Origin of the sequence: Oceanicola sp. 502str15, assembly GCF_024105635.1 — a bacterium.
Classification (GTDB): Bacteria; Pseudomonadota; Alphaproteobacteria; order Rhodobacterales; family Rhodobacteraceae; genus Vannielia.
Map to the genome: position 1 here is coordinate 430,002 of NZ_WYDQ01000001.1, position 21,137 is coordinate 451,138.

Genomic DNA, 21,137 nt, shown 5'->3' on the forward strand with positions numbered 1-21,137 from the left:
TGATTTCTCCCACGCAGCTTACTGTGCTGCAGCGAAAATCACCTGAATCCAGCTCTTCTCACTCGCAGCGCGCGTTTACCCTGCCTTGGGCGTGCTCTTAAGCATGCGCACTGGCCCAAGATCCACGCGGCACATTGCATGGCCCAGAACGCATTACTGCTAAGGCCAGCGCCGTCTCAGAGGGCGCAGGTCATCGTGCTGCCGGAATGAGGGAAGGCATCAACATCCGCTTCGGAAAGACGTACTCGAGCGGAGGTAACAATGAGCCGATTGTTTGCCGCATCATGGTGAACCCCGGAAGGGCGCGGGACCGGGACCTTGTGGGTCGCCAGAACCTGAGCGTCTTGATCAATCTGGAGGACGGCACCGCCATCCCAATGGCAGATGAAAAACGTGCCATCCGGGCCGGGGGTGAGGCCGCTCGGGCGGCCCTCCAGGCCGTCCAGAAGCGGGGTTCGCCCTTCAAGGCTCGCGGCGCCGGTGAGCGGATCATAGGCGAAGGTGCTCAGTGACTTTTCCATCGAGTCCACAACGAGCATCCGGGTGCCGTCCGGCGTAAAGGCGATGCCGTTCGGGAGGCTGAAGCCGGGCAGGGTGGTTGGCGCTGCGTTGAGGCTCTCGTAGCAATGCAACATGCCGGTCCCGCGTGTGACGGCCATATCCATGACGCCGAGCACGATACGGCCTGCGGCGTCGACGGCGCCGTCGTTGTAGCGGAAGCCGGGCGGCAGGCCCGATACCTGCCGATGCTCCAAGGCTCTTCCTTCGGCATCGAGCACCGTGAGGGTGGTCTGCTGCGCCAGAAGAAACCTTCCGGGCTTCAGGCGCAGAAGCGCTCCGGTCACCTCGTTCTGATGCAGGCAAGTGAGGGTCTTGGTTGCCAGATCGAAGCGGTAGAGGGCAGGGCCGAGGATGTCGATCCAGTAGAGATGATTGCCATCAAGGCAGGGGTTGTCGCCTATCAGGCAATTGCAGTCTGAGAGCAGGTCGACGCCGGCGGGGGAGGGGTCGATAGGAGTGCTGGGCAGGGAGATGCTGAACGGGTAGCCGCCGCGGGCCTTCGAAATGTCGCGGGCGGCCTGAACGACAGCCGCGCCGTACTCGTGGAGGGGGGCTCCGGTGTCTCCGTAGAGGCAAAGCGCTCCAATCGGGCGACCAGCGACATCGAAGATGGGCGCGGCCACGCCTTGGCTGCTGTTCTCACCGACTGCGGTATCGACGGCATAGAAGCGGGAGCGCACCACCCCGAGGCGGGACTTGAGCTGGCGGCGTGCCTCGAAGGCGAGATTGTCGGAGCCATTGTCGAGGTCGGTCCAGTCGTCATAGGCCAGCAGGGCTAGGCCCCCGGCGCAGTCCTCGACCGGGCGTGCCATTCCGAGGTGCCAGCCGTGTGCGCCATGGCGCCCCTGGACCAGTTCGACACAGCTCGCGACCTGTCCGGACCGCACCATGAGCAATGCGGCCGCGCCGGTTTCCCTTGCCAGCCGCTGGAGGTCCGCTCGCGCGGCGCCGCGCAGGTCGTTGTCGCTCCAGACCTCCTGAGCCAATTCCAGAAACTTGGGCCCCAGCGCAACCTTGCGCGTCGAATCATCTTGTTTCAGGAAGCCCTCTTCGGTGAGGGCGGCGATCATCCTGTAGACTGTGGGGCGGGTCAGGCCGGACTGATCTACGAGGCTGCGAACATCTGCGCCGCCGGATTTCTGCTTCACAAGGCTCAACAGTTTCAATGCCTTGCGAAGCGATCCAGCGCCTTTGGTCTCGTCGGGAGCCATTGCATTTCCTCCTCCGGCGCAAATTTGGATTGCGGCTAGGCCCTGCATAACCTAGTTTCACATTATGAACATGTGTCCACAATATGGACATGCTAGGGAGGATGCAATGAGAAATTTGAAACCAACGATGTGCGCATTGGTCTTGAGCGCGATGGCCTTGCCGGCGCAGGCGCGTGATCTGGTGGTCGCTGCGGCGGACCCGGTCGGCTCGCTGAAAGATCGGATGTGCCAGGAGTTCGTGAATGGGGTCCGTGAGGAGCTTCCCGATGTCGGGCTGAATTTCGTGCAGGGCGAGGCGCTTGGCTCGGCAAAGTCGGTCATGGAGCAGCACGTCTCGGGCACGATCGATATCTTCTGCAACGAGCTGGTATGGTTCGCGAACTACGTGCCCGACATGCAGATCTTGGGGTGGGGCTTCACGTTCCGCGACCCGCAGCACATGGTGGCCTTCATCGAGAGCGACCTCTTCGATCCGCTGGAAGAACAGGCGATCGCCGCGGGGGTGCGCATTCTGGGCGCGCGTCCGACCCAGCCCCGCATGCTCTTCACCAAGGAGCAGGTGAACGGCCTCGAGGATCTGCAGAACATCAAGATGCGGGTGCCGCAGCTCAAATCCTACCTCGAGCTTTGGACGGCCATTGGCACACAACCCACACAGGTGGCCTGGAGCGAGGTCTACCTTGCGCTCAACACGGGCGTCGTTGTCGCGGCTGAGGGGCCGCCGAGCGATGCCGGCAAGCAGAACTTCCAGAAGGCCGCACCTTTTGTAACGCGGACCGATCACCTCTATTCCACCGTCCACATCTCGATCAACGAGCGCGCCTGGGCGACCCTGGACGAGGCGCAGCGCGCCAAGATGAAGGAGATCGCCGAGACCGCGACGGACTGGGGCATGGCTCAGGCCGAAAAGGAAACGACGACGGTTCTGGAAGGCTTTGAAGCCGACGGGGCAACGATTTCCGACATCGACATCAAGCCTTTCCAGGACAAGGTCGCTGGTGCCGTGGAGAAGATGGAAGCCGAGGGGCTGTGGAGTGCCGGTCTCTGGCAGAAAATTCAGGGTCTCTGATCCAATCGCTTCAATCGCCGGCCATTCCAAAGGCCGGCGATACATCCTGTCTATCGCGGCCAAGGTGCCGCTCACCGCATGGAGATGCCTCTCATGGCCCTGCTAGATTTCGGTCGCTCTGGCTTGCGACTGCTTGGTCGCCTTGAAGTGGCGCTGGCGATCATCGCCTTGTCCGTCATCATCGTGATCATGCTGAACCAGGTCTTCTCGCGATACATCCTCGGTCAGCCGTCCATATGGGCCGAGGAACTGGCAACCTATCTCTTGATCTGGCTGGCCTTCGTCGCGGCCTCCGTCACCTACAAGATGAAGCGCCACATCGCGATCCAGACCTACGCAACATTTGTCGGCCCGCGCGTTCGAGCGCTCACGCATGTTGTCATCCACCTGATCATCGCGGCGGTTCTGCTCACCGTCATCGCCTACATCCCCGACGCCATGCGCACCGAGCGGCTCCAGAGCACGGTTGGCCTGCCGGTCGACATCAAGCTCCACTGGTTCTTCACGGTGCCAACACTCGTCACCTTCATATCCATGACGCTCACCGCCCTGTTCTACGCGGCGGACGCGGCGAGGGGAGGCGTCTCCCCCATTCTCGCGCCGATCGAAGACCCGTCTCTCTCGGATGCGATTTTCGATGCACAGACTGCGCGCGGAGATGGTGCATGAGCCCCCTTGTCGTAATGCTGATCCTCTTCGCGCTCCTCCTCGTCCTCGAGGTGCCGGTGGCCTTTGCAATGCTGGCCTCCTCTGTGGCCTACATGCTGATCGACGGGCTTTTCCCGGTCACAATCATCATCCAGCGCATGGCCCCGGGGCTGGAGAGCTTTCCGTTTCTCGCGATCCCGACATTCATTCTGGCCGGCAACCTGTTGAACCAGACCGGAGTGGCCGAGCGGATCTTCGGCTTCGCCCTGTCTCTCGTCGGACACATTCGCGGCAGCCTTGCGCATGTGAACATCATGGCGAGCATCATCTTTGCCGGAATCTCGGGCGTTGCTGCTGCCGATGCTGCCGGGCTCGGTGCCATCGAGGTGCGGGCAATGAAGAAGGCGGGCTTCAGCGCGGAGTTCAGCGCGGCCATCACTGCCGCTTCGTCCATCATCGGTCCGATCATCCCACCGAGCGTCATCATGGTGGTTTACGCAGTCATGGCGCAGGTCTCGATCAGCGACATGTTCCTCGCAGGCATCATCCCCGGCCTGCTGATGGGCGCTGCGCTGATGATTACGGTCTATATCCTGGCCGTCACCGGACGGATCGAAGCACCGCTGCGCAAGCGCGCCGAGGTGCCCGACATCGGGCGCGCCTTCCTGCGCGCGCTGCCTGCCCTTGCTGCGCCGGTCCTGCTCGTGAGCGGCTTGCTGTTTGGCGTGGCAACACCGACGGAGCTGGGCGCGCTGACCTGCCTCTACGCGCTTCTGCTGGGGCTGCTCTACCGCACGCTCTCCTGGCGGCGTCTGCAGTTTGCCCTGCGTGAAACCGTGGTGTCCTGCGGGATGATCCTCTTCATGATTGCCGTGGGCATCCCGTTTGGCTGGATCATCGCGGTGAACAATCTTCCGGCGATCCTGACCGACAGCATCCTCGCCCTCAGTTCCGATCCGCTCACCGTATTGCTAATCATCAGCGCAGGTCTCTTCGTGGCCGGCATGGTCATGGAGCCGACGCCGATCCTGCTGATTGCGGTGCCGATGGTATATCCCTTGATCCAGGCCGTGGGGATCGACCCCATCCACTTCGGTGTCGTGGTGGTGGTGAATGTCGTGATCGGCATCACGACGCCCCCGGTCGGGATGATCCTGTTCATCATGATGGACGTCGCGCAGGTTTCGATGTCGCGGCTGCTGGTGGCGATGATGCCGCTCTATATCCCGCTGCTCATTCTGCTGGGGCTGCTCATCGTCTTTCCGGCCCTCACCACATTCCTGCCAAATCTAGTTGGACAATAGATCATGACCGTCAAGCTTGAGACCATCCGGGCCGTGCCGCTGACGGCATCCTTCGCTGCGATCTACGGTGGGGAGGATCGTATTCCGCAGGAGATCCTGCGCCCGGCCAGCCACTTCCAGTCGATCCCGCGCAGGGGGCAATATTGCACTTTGGTGCTGGCAACCTCCTCGGACGGGGCACAGGGGGTAGGCGAGTGTTTCGGGCTGCCGACGCCCTATCCGGTGGCCGAGTTCATCAATCGCGTCATGGCCCCGGCCCTCATCGGCATGCCCCTCGAAACGCCGTCTGCGATGACTGCGGCGCTCAAGCGGTTTTTCCTCGCGCTCGGTCACACCCGGGGCCCGGCCATGGAAGCGCTGAGTGGTGTCGATATCGCACTCTGGGATCTCGACGCCCATCGGGCGGGCAAACCTCTCGCCACGCTTCTCGGGGCCGCGCCCCGGCCAATCGAGACCTATGTCAGCCCCGTGCCGTTCCTGCCGACGCCTGAGCAGTCGGCAGAGGCGGCGCGCCGTTTGGTCGCCAGCTTCGCCGGTATGAAACTGAAGATCGGGCGCAAGAGCGCGGCCGAGGATATGCCCCACATCGTCGCCGTGCGAGAGGCCATAGGCCCCGACAAGAAGCTCATGCTGGACGCCAATTGCGGCTACGACTTCGACGGCGCCCGCGAGCTGGTGGGCGCGCTTGCCGGGCTCGACATTGCATGGCTGGAAGAGCCGTTGCCGCCGGAAGATACGGAGGGGCTGCGCAAGCTCGCCCGCATCACGGATATTCCTTTGGCCGGAGGCGAGAACGAATTTACACCGGAGGCGCTGGACCGGCTGATGGGCGAGGCGGGGCTTCGGATCATCCAGCCGAACGTGAGCCGCATTGGCGGCGTCAGCGCGATGCTGGAGGTGAACGGGATGGCGCAACGCCGAGGCGCGACCATTGCGCCTCACGGCGTCGGGGGGAATGTCGCCGTTTCCTGCAGCCTGCACCTCGCGGCAGCGCTCGGAAACGTGTCGACATTCGAGGTCAATCGCCTGCCCAACCCGCTCAGGGATCAGCTCGGCGCGCAGGTCACTTTCGACGAGACGGGCCGCGCGCTTCCGCCTTCAGGCGCAGGCCACGGGGTGGAGATCGGCGAAGCGGACTATCGGGAATTTGCGGATTCCGAGACGACCGCCGCGTGAAACTGGAGCCAAGCACATGACGCTATCGGAACGCCCGGACGGGTCCCTTGCAGGCAAGGTTGCCATCGTGACGGGGGCAGGGCGCGGCATCGGCGCGGCTATCGCAAAGGCGCTTCATGCACGCGGCTCGCGCGTCGCCGTGGTTGATGTAAATCACGAGACGGCTGCGGGCACCGCGTCCGAAATGGGCGCCAACGCCATCGGGATCGAGGCCGACGTGTCCCGGTCGGAGGCGGTCAGCGCAATGGTTGCGCAAGTCGTCGAGACCTTCGGTGGCATTGATATTCTGGTGAACAATGCAGGCATCGATCGCGCGGTGCCCATTTTGGAGATGGAGGAGGCGGAGTGGGATCGCCTTATGGAGATCAACCTCAAGAGTGTTTTCCTCTGCACGAAGGCCGCCCTTCCCGCGATGATCGAGCGCGGTGGCGGCTCCGTCATTTCGACCTCCTCCATCGTGGCCCGTCAGGGTGCGATGAATGGAGGGATCCACTATGCCGCGTCGAAGGGCGCCATCCTCGCCTTCACCAAGACACTTGCACGCCAGATGGCGCAGCATGGCATCCGAGCGAACGCGATTGCGCCGGGTGTTGTCGATACGGATCTGATCCGCGAGCACATGAGCGAGGCCATGCGCGAGAAGGTCACCTCTGCCATTCCACTGGGGCGTTTGGCGCAGACCACTGAGATCGGTGGACTGGTCGCCTATCTCGCATCGGATGAAGCGCGCTATGTCACCGGGGCGACGCTTGATATCAACGGTGGGTTCTGGATCGGTTAGGGTCGCCCTTCGCTGAACGCGATTTGAAAAACGGCGCGGCGATCATCTCTGCTTCTCTTTCAGGGTCTCCGCGACGGGGTCGCGCAGAGTGGGCCATGGGATGCGGGCCATAACGGCACGCGAGAGGGCCGGGCGCTCCGCCTGACCGCGCCCCGAGCCGCATCCACATGTCAGCCCTGATCCTGGCTCGTGGCCTGCAGCAGCTCGGCAACGCGGCCCAATGCGCCCTCCAACATAAGGTTTTCGGCAGAGGCCGTCAGGTTTCCGTTGCCGTCAACCGGACCGCCGCTGGTGTCGGGGCGGAGTTGTTGCATGTGCACGTCCATGCCTGCGACCTGGAGCAGATGCTTCAGCGCGGGCAGCCCCCGCATGCCTCCAACGCCCATCGGGGCCGCTCCGACAAGTGCGGTCGGCTTGCCAGAGAGGACGGGGTGCGGAGCCGCTTTTGCGAGCATCAGCCAGTTCAGGGCGAGTCGAAACTGGGTGGAGAACGCGCCGGTGTACTCGTCGGCGCTGACAAAGAAGCCATCGGCCCCGTCGAAGAGTTTCGTGAGCGCTGCGACGCTCGGATCATCGGCGGCGGAAGGCTCAATGGGGGGCAGGTCGTACTCCATGAGGTCGACCGTCAGGACATTGATTTGACCGTCGAACCTGGTCTCGGCAAAACGCGCGGCCGCGAGGGAGAGGCGCGCGTTCAGCGAGGTGCGAAGGCTGCTGCCCGAAAGGAAAAGGAGGGTGCGCATGGGTGTCCTTCTTGTCTGGTCTTTTGCGTTGCTCATGCCGTGTCTTGACACTGCTGGGCACCATACGTAAACACAAAAGTGCGAAGAGGGTACAGTGTTCGCATATCGCACATCGCGGGATGACCACTGCCAAGGGAGGACATGCGACGATGGATGGTGCCAGGCCAACTTCCGAAACCACGCCCCATTGGGCCGAAGAAGACGGCGGCACACGTGTGCCCTACTGGGTTTTCCAGCGCGAGGACGTGCGGCGGCTGGAGACCGACAAGGTGTTCCACGGGCCTTGCTGGAATTATCTCTGCCTCGAATGCGAACTCGTCGCCCCGGGTGACTTTGTGGCTGTCCATGTCGGCGAGACCCCGGTGATCGTCACCCGCGACGCGGACGGCCAGTTCTATGCCTTCGAGAACCGCTGCGCCCATCGCGGCTCGCTTCTGGCACTGGAAGACCGGGGCAACGTGAAAGACTTCACCTGCGTCTACCACGCCTGGACGCACAGCCTGCAGGGCGACCTCGTGGGCATTGCCTTCAAGGATGGCATCAAGGGCTGCGGTGGCATCGCCGAAGGTTTCGACATGTCGAAGTACGGCCCGCGCAAGCTGCGGGTGCAGACGGTCGAAGGCATGATCTTCGGCAGCTTCGACGAGGATGTGGACGATCTCGAGGACTACCTTGGGGAGGAGCTGATCGGACGGATCGCACGGGTCTTCAACGGGCGCACCCCGGTCGTGCTGGCCCGCTTCACCCAGATCCTGCCGAACAACTGGAAGCTCTACGTGGAGAACACCAAGGACAGCTACCACGCCTCGATCCTGCACACCTTCTTTACCACCTTCGAATTGAACCGGCTCTCCCAGAAGGGCGGGATCATCGTGAGCGAGGAGGGGGGCTGCCACGTCAGCTACTCGATGATCGACCGCGATGCCGAGGAGAAGAAGAAAAACGCGAGCCTCTATGCCGAGCAGAAGATCCGCTCGGACAAGGATATCGCGCTTCAGGACACCTCGATGCTTCAGGGCTTCAAGGAATTCCCCGACGATATCACCCTGCAGATCCTCACGGTCTTCCCCAACTTCGTGTTGCAGCAGATCCAGAACAGCCTGGCCGTCCGGCGGGTGCAGCCGACCGCCACCGACAGCACCCAATTGCACTGGACCTACTTCGGCTTCGAGGAAGATACCCCGGAAGAGCGGAAGATCCGCCTGAAGCAGGCCAACCTCGTTGGCCCGGGGGGATATGTCTCCATGGAAGACGGCTGCATCGGCGGCTTCGTTCAGCGTGCCACGGCGACAGCCTCGGGCGAGCGGGCGGTGCTTGCGATGGGCGGATATGACATCGGGTCCGGCAACGACCGGATCACCGAGGCCTCGATCCGGGGGTTCTGGGCGGAGTACCGCGCGAGGACGGGCCTGTGAGAGACTACGTGCAAACCGCCGCCACCGCCGCCCGCATCGCCGAGGCTCAGGCCCGCTATGTGCACACCATCGACGATGGCAACTGCGTGGAGTGGCCCGAGTTCTTCGTGGATGACTGCTTCTACATGGTCACCACGGCCGACAACTTCGCACAGAACCTCGAGGCAGGGATCATCTGGCTCGACAGCAAGGCCATGCTGCACGACCGGATCCTGTCGCTCTTCGAGGCCAACGTCTACGAGCGGCACAGCTACCGGCACATGATCGGCCAGCCCTTTATCACTTCGATCGAGGGCGACGAGGTGGAGTGCGAAAGCTCTTTCATGGTCGCGCGGATCACCCGCGAAGGGCCGACGATGCTGTTTGCCACCGGGCGTTACATCGACCGCTGGCGGCTGTCCGACGAGCAGGCGCTCATCGTCAAGCGCATCGTCGTGCTGGACAGCGGCTACATCGACACGCTGCTGGGTTTCCCACTCTGATGGATTTCACCCGCGACCGTATCCTGGTGTCCATCGGCGACCCGAACGGCATCGGCCCGGAGGTGGCGGTGAAGGCCGCCGCCGCGCTGGCGGGCGAGCCCGCGCTCAGGCCGGTGCTGGTGGGCGATGCCCATGTGATCGCACCGCTGGCCCAGGCCGTGGGCCTTGCACTGGCAGAAGGGCCGGGGGCCTGGGGTGCGGAGGGCGCGGTCGATGTGGCGCCCGTGGAGGCGCTTTCGAAAGCCGATCACACACCGGGCGCAGTTTGTGCCGAGGCGGGCCGGGCGACCGTGGCCTATGTCGAGGCGGCCCTGGCGCTGGTCGATGGTGGCACGGGCCGTGCCATCGTGGGCTGCCCGCATTCGGAAACCGCCGTCAACGCCTCCGGGCGCAAGTTTGCAGGCTACCCGCCGCTCATCGCAGAGCTGCGTGGTACTGGGCCGGACACGGTTTTCATGATGCTGGTGGGAGGCGGCCTGCGCATCATTCACGTCACCTTGCACGAGGGGCTGAAGGGGGCGCTCAACAGGCTATCCCCGGAGCTGATTGAGCGCGCCACCCTTGCGGGCGCCGATGCCCTGAAGGCGATGGGTATTGCGGCCCCCCGGATCGGCCTCTTCGGCTTCAACCCTCACGCCAGTGAAGGCGGGCTTTTCGGCCCGGAAGACCTTGTAATCGTGACCCCGGCGCGCGAGAGCCTGCGTGCGAAAGGGCTCGACGTGGAAGGGCCAACCGGGGCCGACACCATGTTGGCGATGGAAGGCTTCGATGCCTTCGTCTGCATGTACCACGACCAGGGGCACATCCCGGTCAAGCTGAAGGCCGGGCGCACCGCCTCGGCGCTGGCAGTGGGCGGTGGCGTGCTGTTTTCCAGTGTCGGGCACGGGGCAGGGTTTGACATCGCAGGGCAGAACCGGGCCGACCCGGAAGCCATCCTGCGCACGATACGACTGATCGGAGGCATCCAATGAGCCACACCATTACCGTGCAGGGCCAAGACATCGCCGTGGAGTGCGACGAAGGCGAAACCGTGCTGGACGCGATGGAGCGCGCCGGCTTCGCCATTCCCTACTCCTGTCGGAAAGGCGTCTGCGCGTCCTGCGAGGGAGGCCTTTGTGCCGGAGAGGCGCAGGTGCGGGGGCAGGGCCATCTGACCGGCCCCGAGCAGGGCGTGAAGCTGTGCCAGGCCCGGCCACTGACCGACATCGAGATCGCGCCAGCGCGCATCCGCAGGGTCGACCCGGTGGCGCGCAAGGTGCTGGAGGGCAAGGTGCGCAAGATCGAGAACCCTGCCGAGGACGTCGCGGTGATCCACCTGCGCTTTCCCAACGGGCGCCGCGCGCCGTTTCGTGCGGGCCAATACCTGCGGGTGATCCTCCCCGACGGAGACAGCCGGAACTTCTCAATGGCCAACCCGCCGCAAAAGAACGATGGCCTGGAGCTTCACATCCGCCACGTTCCGGGCGGCAAGTTCTCGGAAGCGGTGCTGTCGGGCCTGGCACCCAAGGACGTGCTCGAGGTCGAGCTGCCGTATGGGGAGTTCACCCTGACCGAGGCCGACACTCCGGCGCTGCTGATTGCCACGGGAACCGGCTTTGCCCCGATTGCCTCCATCATCGAAAACCAGGTGCGCAGCGGCAGCGCGCGCCCGCTCCATCTTTACTGGGGCGGCAACACGGCGGGTGATCTCTACAAGCGCGTCGAGATGGAGGCGCTGGCGGCAAGGCATGAGTGGTTCACCTTTACGCCCGTCGTCTCCGGCGACGACCCCCACTGGAACGGCCGCCGGGGGCTGGTGCACGACGCCGCGCTGCAGGACTACCCCGACATGGGCGGGATGGAGGTTTATGCCTGCGGCGCGCCGGTGATGATCGAAGCGGCGCAGCGGGACTTCTGCGCCAAGGCAGGGCTCGACCCGGAGATGTTCTTCTCCGATGCCTTCGTGCCGTCGGGTGATGCGGAGGCGCTCTCGGCATGACCGGCGGCGGGGAGGAGGCGCAGGGATGAACGGAGCGGAGGCATTGACGCGGGCATTGCTGGCGGGCGGGGTGAACACCTGCTTTGCCAACCCCGGCACGTCTGAGATGCATTTCGTCGCCGCGCTCGACAGGTTCGAGGACATGCGGCCCGTGCTCTGCCTGTTCGAGGGCGTGGCCACCGGCGCGGCGGACGGATACGGACGGATGGCCGACAAACCGGCTGCGACGCTGATGCACTTGGGTTTCGGGCTCTCCGGCGGGCTGGCCAACCTGCACAACGCGCGCAAGGCACCTTCGCCGGTTGTGAACGTGGTGGGCGATCATGCCTCCTGGCATCGCGCCTCCGGCTCGGCGCTGGTGAGCGATGTCGAGGCGCTGGCCAAACCGATGTCGGACTGGGTGAAGACCAGCGGCAGTGCCGCCGATGTGTCTTCCGATGCCACCGAAGCCATTGCAGCGGCGCGCTCGCGCGGCGGACAGGTGGCAACCCTGGTCCTGCCCGCAGACACCGCCTGGTCGGAGGGGGGCATCGTAGCCGCCCCACCCGCGCCCGCGCCGGAGCCCGCCATCGATGAAGAGGCCATTTCAGCCGCCGCCAAGGCGCTCATGTCCGGTGAGCCGACAATGCTCGTGCTCGGGGGCCGCGCCCTGCGTGCCGTATCGCTCGCGTGCGCGGGGCGGATCGCCGCGGCCACCAGCGCAAGGCTGGCCACACCCTACGGCATCGGCAGGCTCGAACGCGGCGCCGGGCGGGTGCGGGTGGAGCGGCTGCCCGCGCTCATTGACCCGGCCCGCAAGGCCTTTGCCGGCATCCGCCACGTGATCCTCGCCGGCACCGGGAAGCCTGCCGCGATGTTCGCCTATCCCGACAAGCCGCGTGCGATGGAGGATCCGGGCACGACCTTCCACAGGCTCTGCGACGACCCGGCGCTGGCGCCCGCCGCACTGGAGGCGCTTTGCGAGGTGCTGGGCGCCAAAGCCGACGGGCCGGTGGAGCAGGCGCAGGATCTGGCCATTCCGGACGGCGCGCTCACCCCCGATGCGATCCTGCAATGCGTCGCTGCCGCGATGCCGCCGCAGGCCATTATCGTCGACGAGAGCATATCGGCCGGGCGTAACTTCTTTCCGCTGTCGCAGGGTGCTCTGCCGCACGACTACCTGCAACTGCCCGCCGGGGCGCTGGGCAACGGCATACCCGTCGCACTGGGCGCGGCGCTGGCCTGCCCGGATCGTCCGGTGATCAACCTCGAAGGCGATGGCAGCGCGATGTACACGGTGCAGGGCCTCTGGACGCAGGCTCGCGAACAGGCCAACGTGACGACCATCATCTTCTCCAACCGCCGCTACAATATTCTCGATGCCGAGCTGAAAAATGTCGGTGTTACGGCAGAGATGGGCGCTCGGGCCCGCGGAATGCTCAGTCTCGACAGGCCCGATATCGGCTGGGTCGACATCGCCCGCGGTTTCGGGGTTGATGCGGAGCGCGTCGAGGACGCAGCCCGGCTGGCAACGCTCATAGCCAGTGCAGCGACCCGGCAGGGCCCGCTCCTGATCGAGGCGGTGCTGCCATGAAGCAGGCACAGATTTTTCCGTTGTTACCCAGTCAAACCGAACGTTGAAACGCGCAAAACCAGGGAGGAAACATGTTCAAATTCAACACATTCAAGCCAGTGGTGGCCGGCCTTGCTCTTGCAGCCGCCGCCATGGTCGCCGCGCCGCGGGCCGAGGCCGAGATTGTCGTCATGGGCGGCAACCCGGAGGGCAGCCTGTTCTACGCCCAGAGCCAGGCCATCGGCGCAGTGATCGGCAAGCACACCGACATTCGTGTCGATGTGCTGCCGCAGTCGCCCACGGTCTACTTTCCAATGTTCATGACGCAGGAGGCCGACATCGGCCTGTCGAGCCCGATCGAGGCGGATTTCGCGGCGCGGGCCATTGGCCCCTACGAGGGCGCCAACGGCGGCGAGGGCTACCCGCTGACCACGCTGATGATCGGCTCGCCGATCCGGCTGTCGATCGTGGTGCGCGGCAATGCCGGCATCGAGACCCTTGCGGACCTGAAGGGCAAACGCGTTGTGGCCGACTACGGCGCCTTCGCGGGCTCGTCGATCACCGCCGAAGCCGCGCTCGCCAACGCGGGGCTTACCGCCGATGACGTCGAGGTGGTCAGCGTGTCGAGCTACCCCGAAGGGGTAAGTGCCGTGATCGAGGGCAGGGCCGATGCCGCCGTGGGCTCGATGGGCAGTGGCATTCTGCAACAGCTGAATGCCGCCGAAGGCGCCAAGCTCCTCTCCATCGACCCCTCCGACGAGGCGATGGCGCGCTCCCGCGAGATCGGCGCCGCCTTCGTGCCGCTCGAGGTCAAGGCGGGCCCGGTGGGCGCGGATGAGGACATCTTCGTTCTGAGCTATGGCACCACGCTCTATGCCCGCCCCGATCTGTCCGACGAAACGGTCACAACCGTGCTCAAGGCCGTCTGGGACCACTACGAAGAGCTGAAGGCCATCCACCCGTCGCTTGCGACCTGGACACCGGACCGCTTTGCCAGCACCCAGACCATGGTGCCCTACCACCCGGCGGCCGTCTCCTTCTACAAGGAGCAGGGCGTCTGGACCGATGAGGTCGAGGCCCGCAACGCGGAAGTCTCCGGCCAGTAACGCAATTCGCCCTTCCGCCATGGGCGGGAGGGCCCCCCCTTCCAGCCAGACCATCCGGCCCGGAGTGCGCGCACCCGTGGCCGTCGAGGAAAGCGAGAGTAAAATGGACAACAGGCGTCACCTTTCCGGAGTCTGGAGACTCGCGGTCTTCGCTCTGGCCATGCTGATCCCGCTCGCTTCGGTCGTCTATGCGCTTCAGCTCCTGCCGCGCGTGGGCATCATCATCTACAAGGAACAGTTCCTCGCGCTCTTTCTCGCCCTCTGCGTGGCGATCACCTTTCTGACCAAGCCGGCGCTGCGCCGTGAGGTCTTCGCCCTGCGCTGGATCGACCTTCTCTGCGCCCTCGCGGCCCTGGCCGTGGGCGGCTACATCTTCATCGAATACGAAACCATCGTCCGCAATCTCGGCCTCATCACGACCGACAAGGTGATCGTCAGCGTGATCGGCCTCGTCCTGCTGCTGGAGTCCGCACGGCGGCACGCGGGCTGGGCAATGGTCAGCGTCGGCCTGCTGGCGCTCGCCTATGCGTTCTTCGGCCACAACCTTTCAGGCATGTTCGAAACCCGCGTGATCCGTTGGGACAGGCTGGTCACCTACAACTACCTGAACGCCGGCGCCGTCTTCGGCACGCCGCTCTACGTCGCCGCCACCATCGTGACCAGTTTCGTGATCTTCGGACAGATGCTGTTTCTGGTGGGCGGGGGAGATGCGATTTCCGATTTCGCTCTGGCCCTGATGGGCAAGCGGCGCGGGGGCCCTGCCAAGGTCTCCATCGTCTCCAGCGCGCTGTTCGGCTCGCTCTCGGGCAGCGCCTCTGCCAACGTCTCGACAACCGGCATCCTCACCATCCCGCTGATGCGGCGCGTGGGCTACAGCGCCGAGAAGGCCGCTGCCGTGGAGGCCGTTGCCTCGACCGGCGGGCTGGTCCTGCCCCCCGTGATGGCCGCCACCGGCTTCCTGATGGCCGAGTTCCTCGGCGTGCCCTATGCCACCATCGCCCTTGCGGCGGCAGTGCCCGCGCTGCTCTTCTACTTCTGCCTCTACCTCCAGGTCGACATGGAGGCCGGCAAGGCTGGGCTGTCGGGCGCAAGGGGCGAGGATCTGCCCGATCTGCGCGACGCCTCGATCCGGATCATCCCCGTCGCCGTGCCCTTTGCGGTGCTGCTCTATGCCCTCTTCGGCCTCAACTGGAACCCCGCCGCCGCAGCCTTCGCAGGTGCGCTGGCCACCGTGCTGCTTTCGCTCGCCCTGCCGAAATGGCGGCGCTCCTTCAAAGGCTATCTCAAGACCATTGCCGGTGCGGGCGAGGCTGCCGTTTTCATTGCAATCATGTGCGCCGTGGCAGGCATCGTGGTGGGCTGCCTCGGCCTCACCGGCTTGGGCTCCAGCCTGTCGCAGAACCTCGTGGCGATCTCGGGCAACAGCATCTGGATGCTGCTGATGTTCTCGGCGCTGGGCTGCATCGTTCTGGGCATGGGGGTGCCTGTGACGGCCACCTATATCATCCTCGTCATCCTGATCGGCCCCGCGCTCGAAGAACTCGGGATCGACCGGCTGGCGGCCCATATGTTCATCTTCTACTTCGGCACCCTGTCGTTCCTTACGCCGCCGGTATGCCTATCGGTCTTCGTCGCGGCGGCCATCGCCGGATCGGCCCCGATGCGAACCGCGATGCACGCGCTCAAATTCGCGGTCGTGGCCTACATCATTCCCTTCGCCTTCGTGCTGAACACCGGCTACCTGCTGGTCGGAACATGGGGCGAGATCGCGGCCGCCATCGTTGCCGGGGTTGCCGGCGTGTTCATGCTCTCCTTCGCGCTGGTGGGCCATTTCGTGCGGCCCGTGGCGCCCTGGCTCCGGGCTGCGGCCCTCGCCGCCGGTCTCGCCGCGATCTTCCTCGTGGAGTATCACTGGGCCGTCGCGCTGGCTGCGCCGGTCCTGCTTGCGGCCTTCTACATGCTGCAGAAGAGGGGCGCGGCGGCAGACAAGCTGCGCCACTCAGAAGTTGCGGGATAGGGCCTCGGCGTAGCGCCGCAACACCGGCAGCAGCTCGCTCTTCATCTGCGCCGCCGACACCCGCGCCCGTGAGGCGGACACGCTCATTGCGGCAATCGTCTTGCCGTCGCGGTCCACCACGGGAACGGCCAGCGCGGCCATCCCGTCTTCAAGCTCCTCATCGGTGATCGCCACCCGCTCTTCGCGGACCTTCAGGATCACCTCGCGCAGCCGGCTCTTGTCGGTGACGGTGTGCCGCGTGAGCGGCTTCGGATCGAGCTGCTCGAGGTAGGTGTCGAGCTTGTCGTCAGGCAGGTCGGCAAGAAGCACGCGCCCGGTGGCAGAGCAGTAGCCGACCAGCCGGCGACCGACACGCGCCAGCGACGACACGATCTTTTCGGCTTCCGCCCGCGCGACGAAGACCGGTTCGTAATTGTCGAGCACGGCCAGCGAAACGGACTCCTGCACCTCGTCCCGCGCATGTTCGAGATGTGCCTGCGCCAGTTGCGGAAGCGAGGCGTTCTGGAAGTACGCATCGCCGAGCCGCAGCAGGCGCGGGGCAGGGTGGAAGGCCGACCCCACCTGTACCACATAGCCTAGGTTCAACAGCGTCAACAGGCTGCGCCTTGCGCTCGCGCGACTGGTGTTCGTGGCCTGGGCCGCAGCAGAAATGGTCAAGGGTTTCCGGTCGGTCGAGAACACTTCAATGATGGCCAGCCCTTTTTCCAGACCTCCGATGTTGTCGCCGCTCTTGGTCAAGGGTCCCCCTTCGGCGACACATTCCCGATCCCGGGCCGGGGATCTCTGCCGTCGCATTCCCGGCGACCTTGCGGGATTAGGTGCATGAGCGCAACTCGGTTGGAATTGCCCCGGCAGCGGGGGCGCGCCCGTTTTTCGAGCGAACGCGCGCGACCGCTCCCCGCCTAATTCGCCATCTGCTCCGGCAGGAACAGGACCAGCGCCGGGAACAACAGGATAAGGGCGAGGCGCAGCACATCCGCCGCGACGAAGGGCAGAACGCCCTTGAAGATGGTCGTGGTGGGGATTTCGGGGTTCACCGAGCGGATGATGAAGATGTTCATCCCGATCGGCGGGGTGATCAGGCTGATTTCGACCACCACCACCAGAAGGATGCCGAACCAGATCGGGTCGTAGCCCATTTCCTGCACCAGCGGAAAGACCACCGGCACCGTCAGCAGGATCATCGCGAGGCTGTCGAAGACGCAGCCGAGGATGAGGTAGAAGACGATCAGCAGCATGAGCACGCCGGTGGGGCCGAGGCCGGTGGCGCGGATCGCCTCGGTGATCATGCGCGGGGCACCGGCCATGTTGATGAAGCCCGAGAAGATCAGCGCCCCCACCAGCACCGCCATCAGCATGGCGGAGGTGCGCACGGTTTCGGCGAAGATGCGGAAAAGCGCGGCGGCGTCGAGGGTGCGCTTGGCGAGCGCGATCACGAAGGCGCCCGCCGCACCGACCCCGGCAGCCTCCGTGGCGGTGAAGACGCCGAGGTAGATGCCGCCGATCACCAGCGCGAAGAGCAGCAGGACCTGCCAAACGCGGCCGATCTCGCGCATGGTCTGGCCGAAGGGCAGCGCCTCGCCCGCAGGCCCGGCGGACGGCACACGCCAGACCACCGCACGCACCGCCAGCGCGTAGAGCGCGATGCCCAGCAGGCCGGGCAGCACGCCGGCAATGAAGAGCTGGCCCACGCCGGTCTGCGTCATGGTGCCGTAGATCACCATGATCACAGAGGGCGGGATGAGGATGCCCAGCGTGCCGCCCGCCGCCACGGAGCCGGTGGAGAGGGCAGGGGAGTAGCCGTATTTCTTCATCGAGGGCAGGGCGATGGAAGACATCGTGGCCGCCGTCGCAAGGCTGGAGCCGGACACCGCGGCAAAACCGCCGCAGGCGAAGACGGTGGCCATCGCCAGCCCGCCCTTGAAGCGTCCGACCACGGCGTTGGAGGCGCGGTAGAGATCGCGCGACAGCCCGGCGTGGTTGACGAGATTGCCCATCAGCACGAAGAGCGGCAGCACCGAGAGCGAGTAGGAGCTGAGGGTGTCCCAGACGATCTGGGCAGAGATCGCGCCCGCAGGCTGAAGCGCGGTAAGCATCGCAAAGCCGACGAAGCCCACGACGCTCAGCGAAAAGGCCAGCGGCAGGCCGAAGAACAGCAGGACGAAGAGGGCGACGAAGCCGTAGATCGCGATCATTTGGGGGATGTGTCCACAGAGAGATACCGGCGCAGGCGCAGCGCAGCGAGGGTGAGAGAGGCCAGCGCCGCAAGGGCGAGGCAGACCACCCCGAACCAGGTGATCCAGCCCACGGGCAGATGCAGCACGGAGGTGCGGTCGCCATAGCGCAGGAAGCGGGCGGCCAGCGTTGAAAGCTTCCAGGCGGCCCCCGCGAAGCAGGCGGCGATCACCAGGTGCCAGGCAAGGTCGCGGACCAGCCGGAGCCGGCCCCGGAAAAAGGTTTCGAACAGCCCGACGGTCACATGCGCGCCGCGCAGGGTGACGGAGGGCAGGGCGGCGAAGACCAGCACCGCCATGCCGATCTCGGTCATCTCGAAGGCAAAGCCGAGAGGGGCGTTGAGCAGGTAGCGGCCCAGCACGTCGAGAAAGGTCATCGACATCATGCTAAACAGCACAAGGCCCGCGATCACCACAGCCGCGGTGTCGAGCCAGGTCACCGGCCCCGGAAGACGCTCCGGGGCCGGCGTGGTGTCATCCTCGTGGCTCATTCAGCCGCCTCGAGCTCCGCGGTCTGGGCACGGAAGAAGTCGAAGGCGGCCTGACCGTCGACGCCTTTCTCGGTGGCGGCGGCGATCCAGGCCTCGTGCAGCGGGGCGGTGGTGTCGCGGAACTCGGTCATGAAGGCTTCGTCGGCCTCGATGATCTCGACGCCATCGGCCTTCATCTGCTCCACGGCGGCCGCATCGCCCGCGTCCTGCTGGGCGCCTGCCATCTTGGCCAGCGCCTCGCCGGAGACCGACATGATCTGCTCCTGCACCTCGGGCGAGAGGCCATCCCAGCTGGCGCGATTCATCACCACGAACCAGGCCGAGGTGTAGAAACCGCCGGGGATGATCGTGTCATGGGCAATCACGTCCTTCAGGGCGAAGGAGGTGTAGGCATCGGGTGCCAGCAGCACGCCATCGGCCACGCCCTGTTCGAGGATCTCGTAGATCTCGCCCGCGGGCGCGGCCACGTTGACGCCGCCCAGCGTGGTGTTGATTTCCTGCACCATGCCGCCGCCAACGCGGAACTTGGTGCCCCGGTAGTCGTCCATCGAGGTGACGGCGCCCTTGCCCTCGGTGGAGAGGATATGGCCGGTGCCGTTGCAGTAGAAGCCGAGCAGAACCACCTCGTCGAACTCGCCGGCCTCGGCGAAGTACTCTTGGTGGGTGCGCCAGAGCGCCACGCTGAGGGCCTCGCCGCTGGTGCCCATCTGGGGCAGCTCGGAGACGGCGGGCAGGGCGAAGCGGCCCGGCGTGTAGCCGGTGACGCCGAAGGAGATGTCGACGATGCCGTCAACGGCAAGGTCGAACTGGCGCGGCGGGGCACCGAGCGAGGCATCGGTGAAGCGCATCTTCACCTCGCCGCCGGTGGCCTCTTCGACTGCGGCGAACCACGGCTCGAAGATGCCGGTGTTCATCGAATGGGTCGGCGGCAGCCAGCTGTTGACCAGCAGGTTTGTCTCGGCGGCGGCCGGCAGGGCGGCGGCGGAGATGAGCAGGGCCGCGAGGCCCGATTTCACGAGTTTCATTGGTGTAGTCCTCCCTTGGGTGTGATGCCGCCCGACGCGAACCGGGCGGCCCTTGCGTTCAGCTTCCCGCCTTTTCCTCCCAGTGGCGGTAAGCGGTGGTATGATCGAGGGTGCCTTCGGTGGCCGAGAGCGCCGAGTCCCACCACTTGTCGGTCTGGGCGACCAGCGGCAGGTTGGCGCCGCTTTCGGTGGAGAGCTCGGCGGCGATGTGCACGTCCTTGGCCAGCAGCCCGAGCTGGAAGCCCGAAGCAAAGCGCGCCTGGACCACCTCGTTGGGAATGGTCATCTCGGTCGAGAAGTTGCGCCCGGTGGAGGTGTTGAAGATCTCCACCATCTTGGCCGGGTCGAGCCCGTAGCGCTTGCCAAGGATGATCGCCTCGGAGGCAGCGGCAAAGCCGGCTGCGGCCACGTAGTTGTTGAGCGCCTTCATCGCATCGCCCGTGCCCGGTCCGCCGGTCTCGTAGATCCGGTTGCCCATGGCTTCCAGCACGGGGCGGGCGATTTCAAGGTGCCTGGGGTCGGCGCAGCCCACCATGATCGAGAGCGTGCCATCGGTGGCGCGCGGCACCGCGCCCGAGACCGGCGCGTCGATGAAGCCGATGCCCATGGGCTTCAGTGCCTCGACCAGCTCGCAGGTGACGGCGGGCACGGAGCTTGTCATGTCGACGATCACTGCGCCTTCGGACAGGCCCTCGGCCAGCCCGCCCTCGAGCACCGCCGATTTGACGATGGCGCCGGTGGGCAGCATGGAGACGACCACGTCGCTGGCTTCGCCAAGCGCCTTGGGGCTGGCGGCGGCCTTCGCGCCGATCTTAGCGGCCAGCGCTTCGGCGCGGGCGGTGTCGGTGTCGTAGACGGTAAGCTCGAAGCCCTTGGCGGCAATGCAGCTTGCCATCGGGGCGCCCATGTTGCCGAGGCCGATAAAGCCGACCCGCACCATCATTTCACCTCCAGTTCATCGAGGATCTCTTCGCAGGCCTTCATCGCATCCACCATCAGCGGGATGCCGCAGTAGAGGTAGGAGTGCAGGAAGAGGTCCTGAAACTCGGCGCGGGTCACGCCGTTGGCGATGGCGCCCCGGGTGTGGATCTTGATCTCGTGGGTGCGGCCCATCGCGGCGAGCATGGCCAGCGTCACCAGCGAGCGGGTCTTCAGGTCGAGCGCCTCACGCTGCCAGCCTTCGCCGAAGCAGATGCGGGTGACGATATCCTGCAGGGGCTTCATGAAATCGGTGCAGGTTTCGGTCTGGCCTTCGGCGCCTTCGACGCCAAACATCTGGCGGCGCAGGTCGAGGCCGAGAACTTCGGGGGATTTTTCGCTCATCGCGGGGTCCTTCGTAGATAG

Annotated in this window: 20 protein-coding genes; 12 read left to right on the plus strand and 8 right to left on the minus strand. The window is 65.3% G+C overall.

What is annotated here, in order from left to right:
• Positions 1 to 176: 176 nt before the first annotated feature.
• Positions 177 to 1,772, minus strand: a complete 1,596-nt coding sequence (locus GTH22_RS02005) for an SMP-30/gluconolactonase/LRE family protein (protein WP_252942874.1) — start codon at positions 1,770 to 1,772, stop codon at positions 177 to 179.
• Positions 1,773 to 1,923: 151 nt separating this feature from the next.
• On the opposite strand from GTH22_RS02005, the gene GTH22_RS02010 reads away from it, so the two are divergent.
• The 5 genes from GTH22_RS02010 (at position 1,924) to GTH22_RS02030 (ending at position 6,750) form a co-directional block, all read left to right on the plus strand.
• The gene (locus GTH22_RS02010; RefSeq protein ID WP_252942875.1) at positions 1,924 to 2,841 is read left to right on the plus strand and encodes a TRAP transporter substrate-binding protein; all 918 of its coding nucleotides are present in this window, start codon (positions 1,924 to 1,926) and stop codon (positions 2,839 to 2,841) included.
• 93 nt (positions 2,842 to 2,934) lie between these two features.
• Positions 2,935 to 3,510, plus strand: coding sequence for a TRAP transporter small permease (locus tag GTH22_RS02015; protein ID WP_252942876.1), 576 nt, complete (start codon positions 2,935 to 2,937; stop codon positions 3,508 to 3,510).
• Positions 3,507 to 4,793 (plus strand): TRAP transporter large permease, encoded by a 1,287-nt coding sequence (locus tag GTH22_RS02020; protein ID WP_252942877.1) that lies wholly within the window; start codon positions 3,507 to 3,509, stop codon positions 4,791 to 4,793. Before GTH22_RS02015 ends, GTH22_RS02020 begins: the two co-directional genes overlap by 4 nt.
• A 3-nt stretch (positions 4,794 to 4,796) precedes the next feature.
• Complete coding sequence (locus GTH22_RS02025; RefSeq protein ID WP_252942878.1) at positions 4,797 to 5,969, plus strand: mandelate racemase/muconate lactonizing enzyme family protein; 1,173 nt, start codon at positions 4,797 to 4,799, stop codon at positions 5,967 to 5,969.
• Between the two features lie 16 nt (positions 5,970 to 5,985).
• The gene (locus GTH22_RS02030) at positions 5,986 to 6,750 is read left to right on the plus strand and encodes an SDR family NAD(P)-dependent oxidoreductase (protein WP_252942879.1); all 765 of its coding nucleotides are present in this window, start codon (positions 5,986 to 5,988) and stop codon (positions 6,748 to 6,750) included.
• A 170-nt stretch (positions 6,751 to 6,920) separates the two neighbouring features.
• On the opposite strand, the gene GTH22_RS02035 is transcribed toward GTH22_RS02030, so the two are convergent.
• Positions 6,921 to 7,493: an NADPH-dependent FMN reductase gene (locus tag GTH22_RS02035; RefSeq protein ID WP_252942880.1), complete on the minus strand. Its 573-nt coding sequence runs from the start codon at positions 7,491 to 7,493 to the stop codon at positions 6,921 to 6,923.
• 119 nt (positions 7,494 to 7,612) lie between these two features.
• On the opposite strand from GTH22_RS02035, the gene GTH22_RS02040 reads away from it, so the two are divergent.
• The 7 genes from GTH22_RS02040 to GTH22_RS02070 all read left to right on the plus strand — a co-directional run bounded on the left by GTH22_RS02040 (position 7,613) and on the right by GTH22_RS02070 (position 16,043).
• Complete coding sequence (locus GTH22_RS02040; RefSeq protein WP_252942881.1) at positions 7,613 to 8,908, plus strand: Rieske 2Fe-2S domain-containing protein; 1,296 nt, start codon at positions 7,613 to 7,615, stop codon at positions 8,906 to 8,908.
• Positions 8,905 to 9,390 (plus strand): aromatic-ring-hydroxylating dioxygenase subunit beta, encoded by a 486-nt coding sequence (locus GTH22_RS02045; protein ID WP_252942882.1) that lies wholly within the window; start codon positions 8,905 to 8,907, stop codon positions 9,388 to 9,390. Before GTH22_RS02040 ends, GTH22_RS02045 begins: the two co-directional genes overlap by 4 nt.
• Positions 9,390 to 10,361, plus strand: a complete 972-nt coding sequence (locus tag GTH22_RS02050) for a PdxA family protein (RefSeq protein ID WP_252942883.1) — start codon at positions 9,390 to 9,392, stop codon at positions 10,359 to 10,361. Before GTH22_RS02045 ends, GTH22_RS02050 begins: the two co-directional genes overlap by 1 nt.
• A complete protein-coding gene (locus GTH22_RS02055) occupies positions 10,358 to 11,368 on the plus strand; it encodes a 2Fe-2S iron-sulfur cluster-binding protein (protein WP_252942884.1) in 1,011 nt (336 codons plus the stop codon). Before GTH22_RS02050 ends, GTH22_RS02055 begins: the two co-directional genes overlap by 4 nt.
• Before the next feature lie 25 nt (positions 11,369 to 11,393).
• Positions 11,394 to 12,941 (plus strand): acetolactate synthase large subunit, encoded by a 1,548-nt coding sequence (locus GTH22_RS02060; protein ID WP_252942885.1) that lies wholly within the window; start codon positions 11,394 to 11,396, stop codon positions 12,939 to 12,941.
• A gap of 71 nt (positions 12,942 to 13,012) precedes the next feature.
• Positions 13,013 to 14,026 carry a TAXI family TRAP transporter solute-binding subunit gene (locus GTH22_RS02065; protein ID WP_252942886.1) on the plus strand — a complete coding sequence of 338 codons (1,014 nt, stop codon included), beginning with the start codon at positions 13,013 to 13,015 and terminating at the stop codon, positions 14,024 to 14,026.
• Positions 14,027 to 14,129: 103 nt separating this feature from the next.
• Positions 14,130 to 16,043, plus strand: a complete 1,914-nt coding sequence (locus GTH22_RS02070; protein WP_256471543.1) for a TRAP transporter fused permease subunit — start codon at positions 14,130 to 14,132, stop codon at positions 16,041 to 16,043.
• Here GTH22_RS02070 and GTH22_RS02075 read toward each other — a convergent pair.
• From GTH22_RS02075 to GTH22_RS02105, 6 genes are all read right to left on the minus strand, one after another.
• On the minus strand, positions 16,026 to 16,838 hold the full coding sequence (locus GTH22_RS02075; protein WP_256471544.1) for an IclR family transcriptional regulator C-terminal domain-containing protein: 813 nt from the start codon (positions 16,836 to 16,838) through the stop codon (positions 16,026 to 16,028). The two genes, GTH22_RS02070 and GTH22_RS02075, sit on opposite strands and share 18 nt — an antisense overlap.
• 107 nt (positions 16,839 to 16,945) lie before the next feature.
• Entirely contained in the window at positions 16,946 to 18,238 is a 1,293-nt protein-coding gene (locus tag GTH22_RS02085; RefSeq protein WP_252942888.1) for a TRAP transporter large permease, read from the minus strand.
• Complete coding sequence (locus tag GTH22_RS02090; protein ID WP_252942889.1) at positions 18,235 to 18,768, minus strand: TRAP transporter small permease; 534 nt, start codon at positions 18,766 to 18,768, stop codon at positions 18,235 to 18,237. Before GTH22_RS02090 ends, GTH22_RS02085 begins: the two co-directional genes overlap by 4 nt.
• Positions 18,765 to 19,793 carry a TRAP transporter substrate-binding protein gene (locus GTH22_RS02095; protein ID WP_252942890.1) on the minus strand — a complete coding sequence of 343 codons (1,029 nt, stop codon included), beginning with the start codon at positions 19,791 to 19,793 and terminating at the stop codon, positions 18,765 to 18,767. Before GTH22_RS02095 ends, GTH22_RS02090 begins: the two co-directional genes overlap by 4 nt.
• Positions 19,794 to 19,851: 58 nt before the next feature.
• A complete protein-coding gene (locus GTH22_RS02100) occupies positions 19,852 to 20,736 on the minus strand; it encodes an NAD(P)-dependent oxidoreductase (protein WP_252942891.1) in 885 nt (294 codons plus the stop codon).
• A complete protein-coding gene (locus GTH22_RS02105; RefSeq protein ID WP_252942892.1) occupies positions 20,733 to 21,116 on the minus strand; it encodes a carboxymuconolactone decarboxylase family protein in 384 nt (127 codons plus the stop codon). Before GTH22_RS02105 ends, GTH22_RS02100 begins: the two co-directional genes overlap by 4 nt.
• Between the last annotated feature and the right edge of the window lie 21 nt (positions 21,117 to 21,137).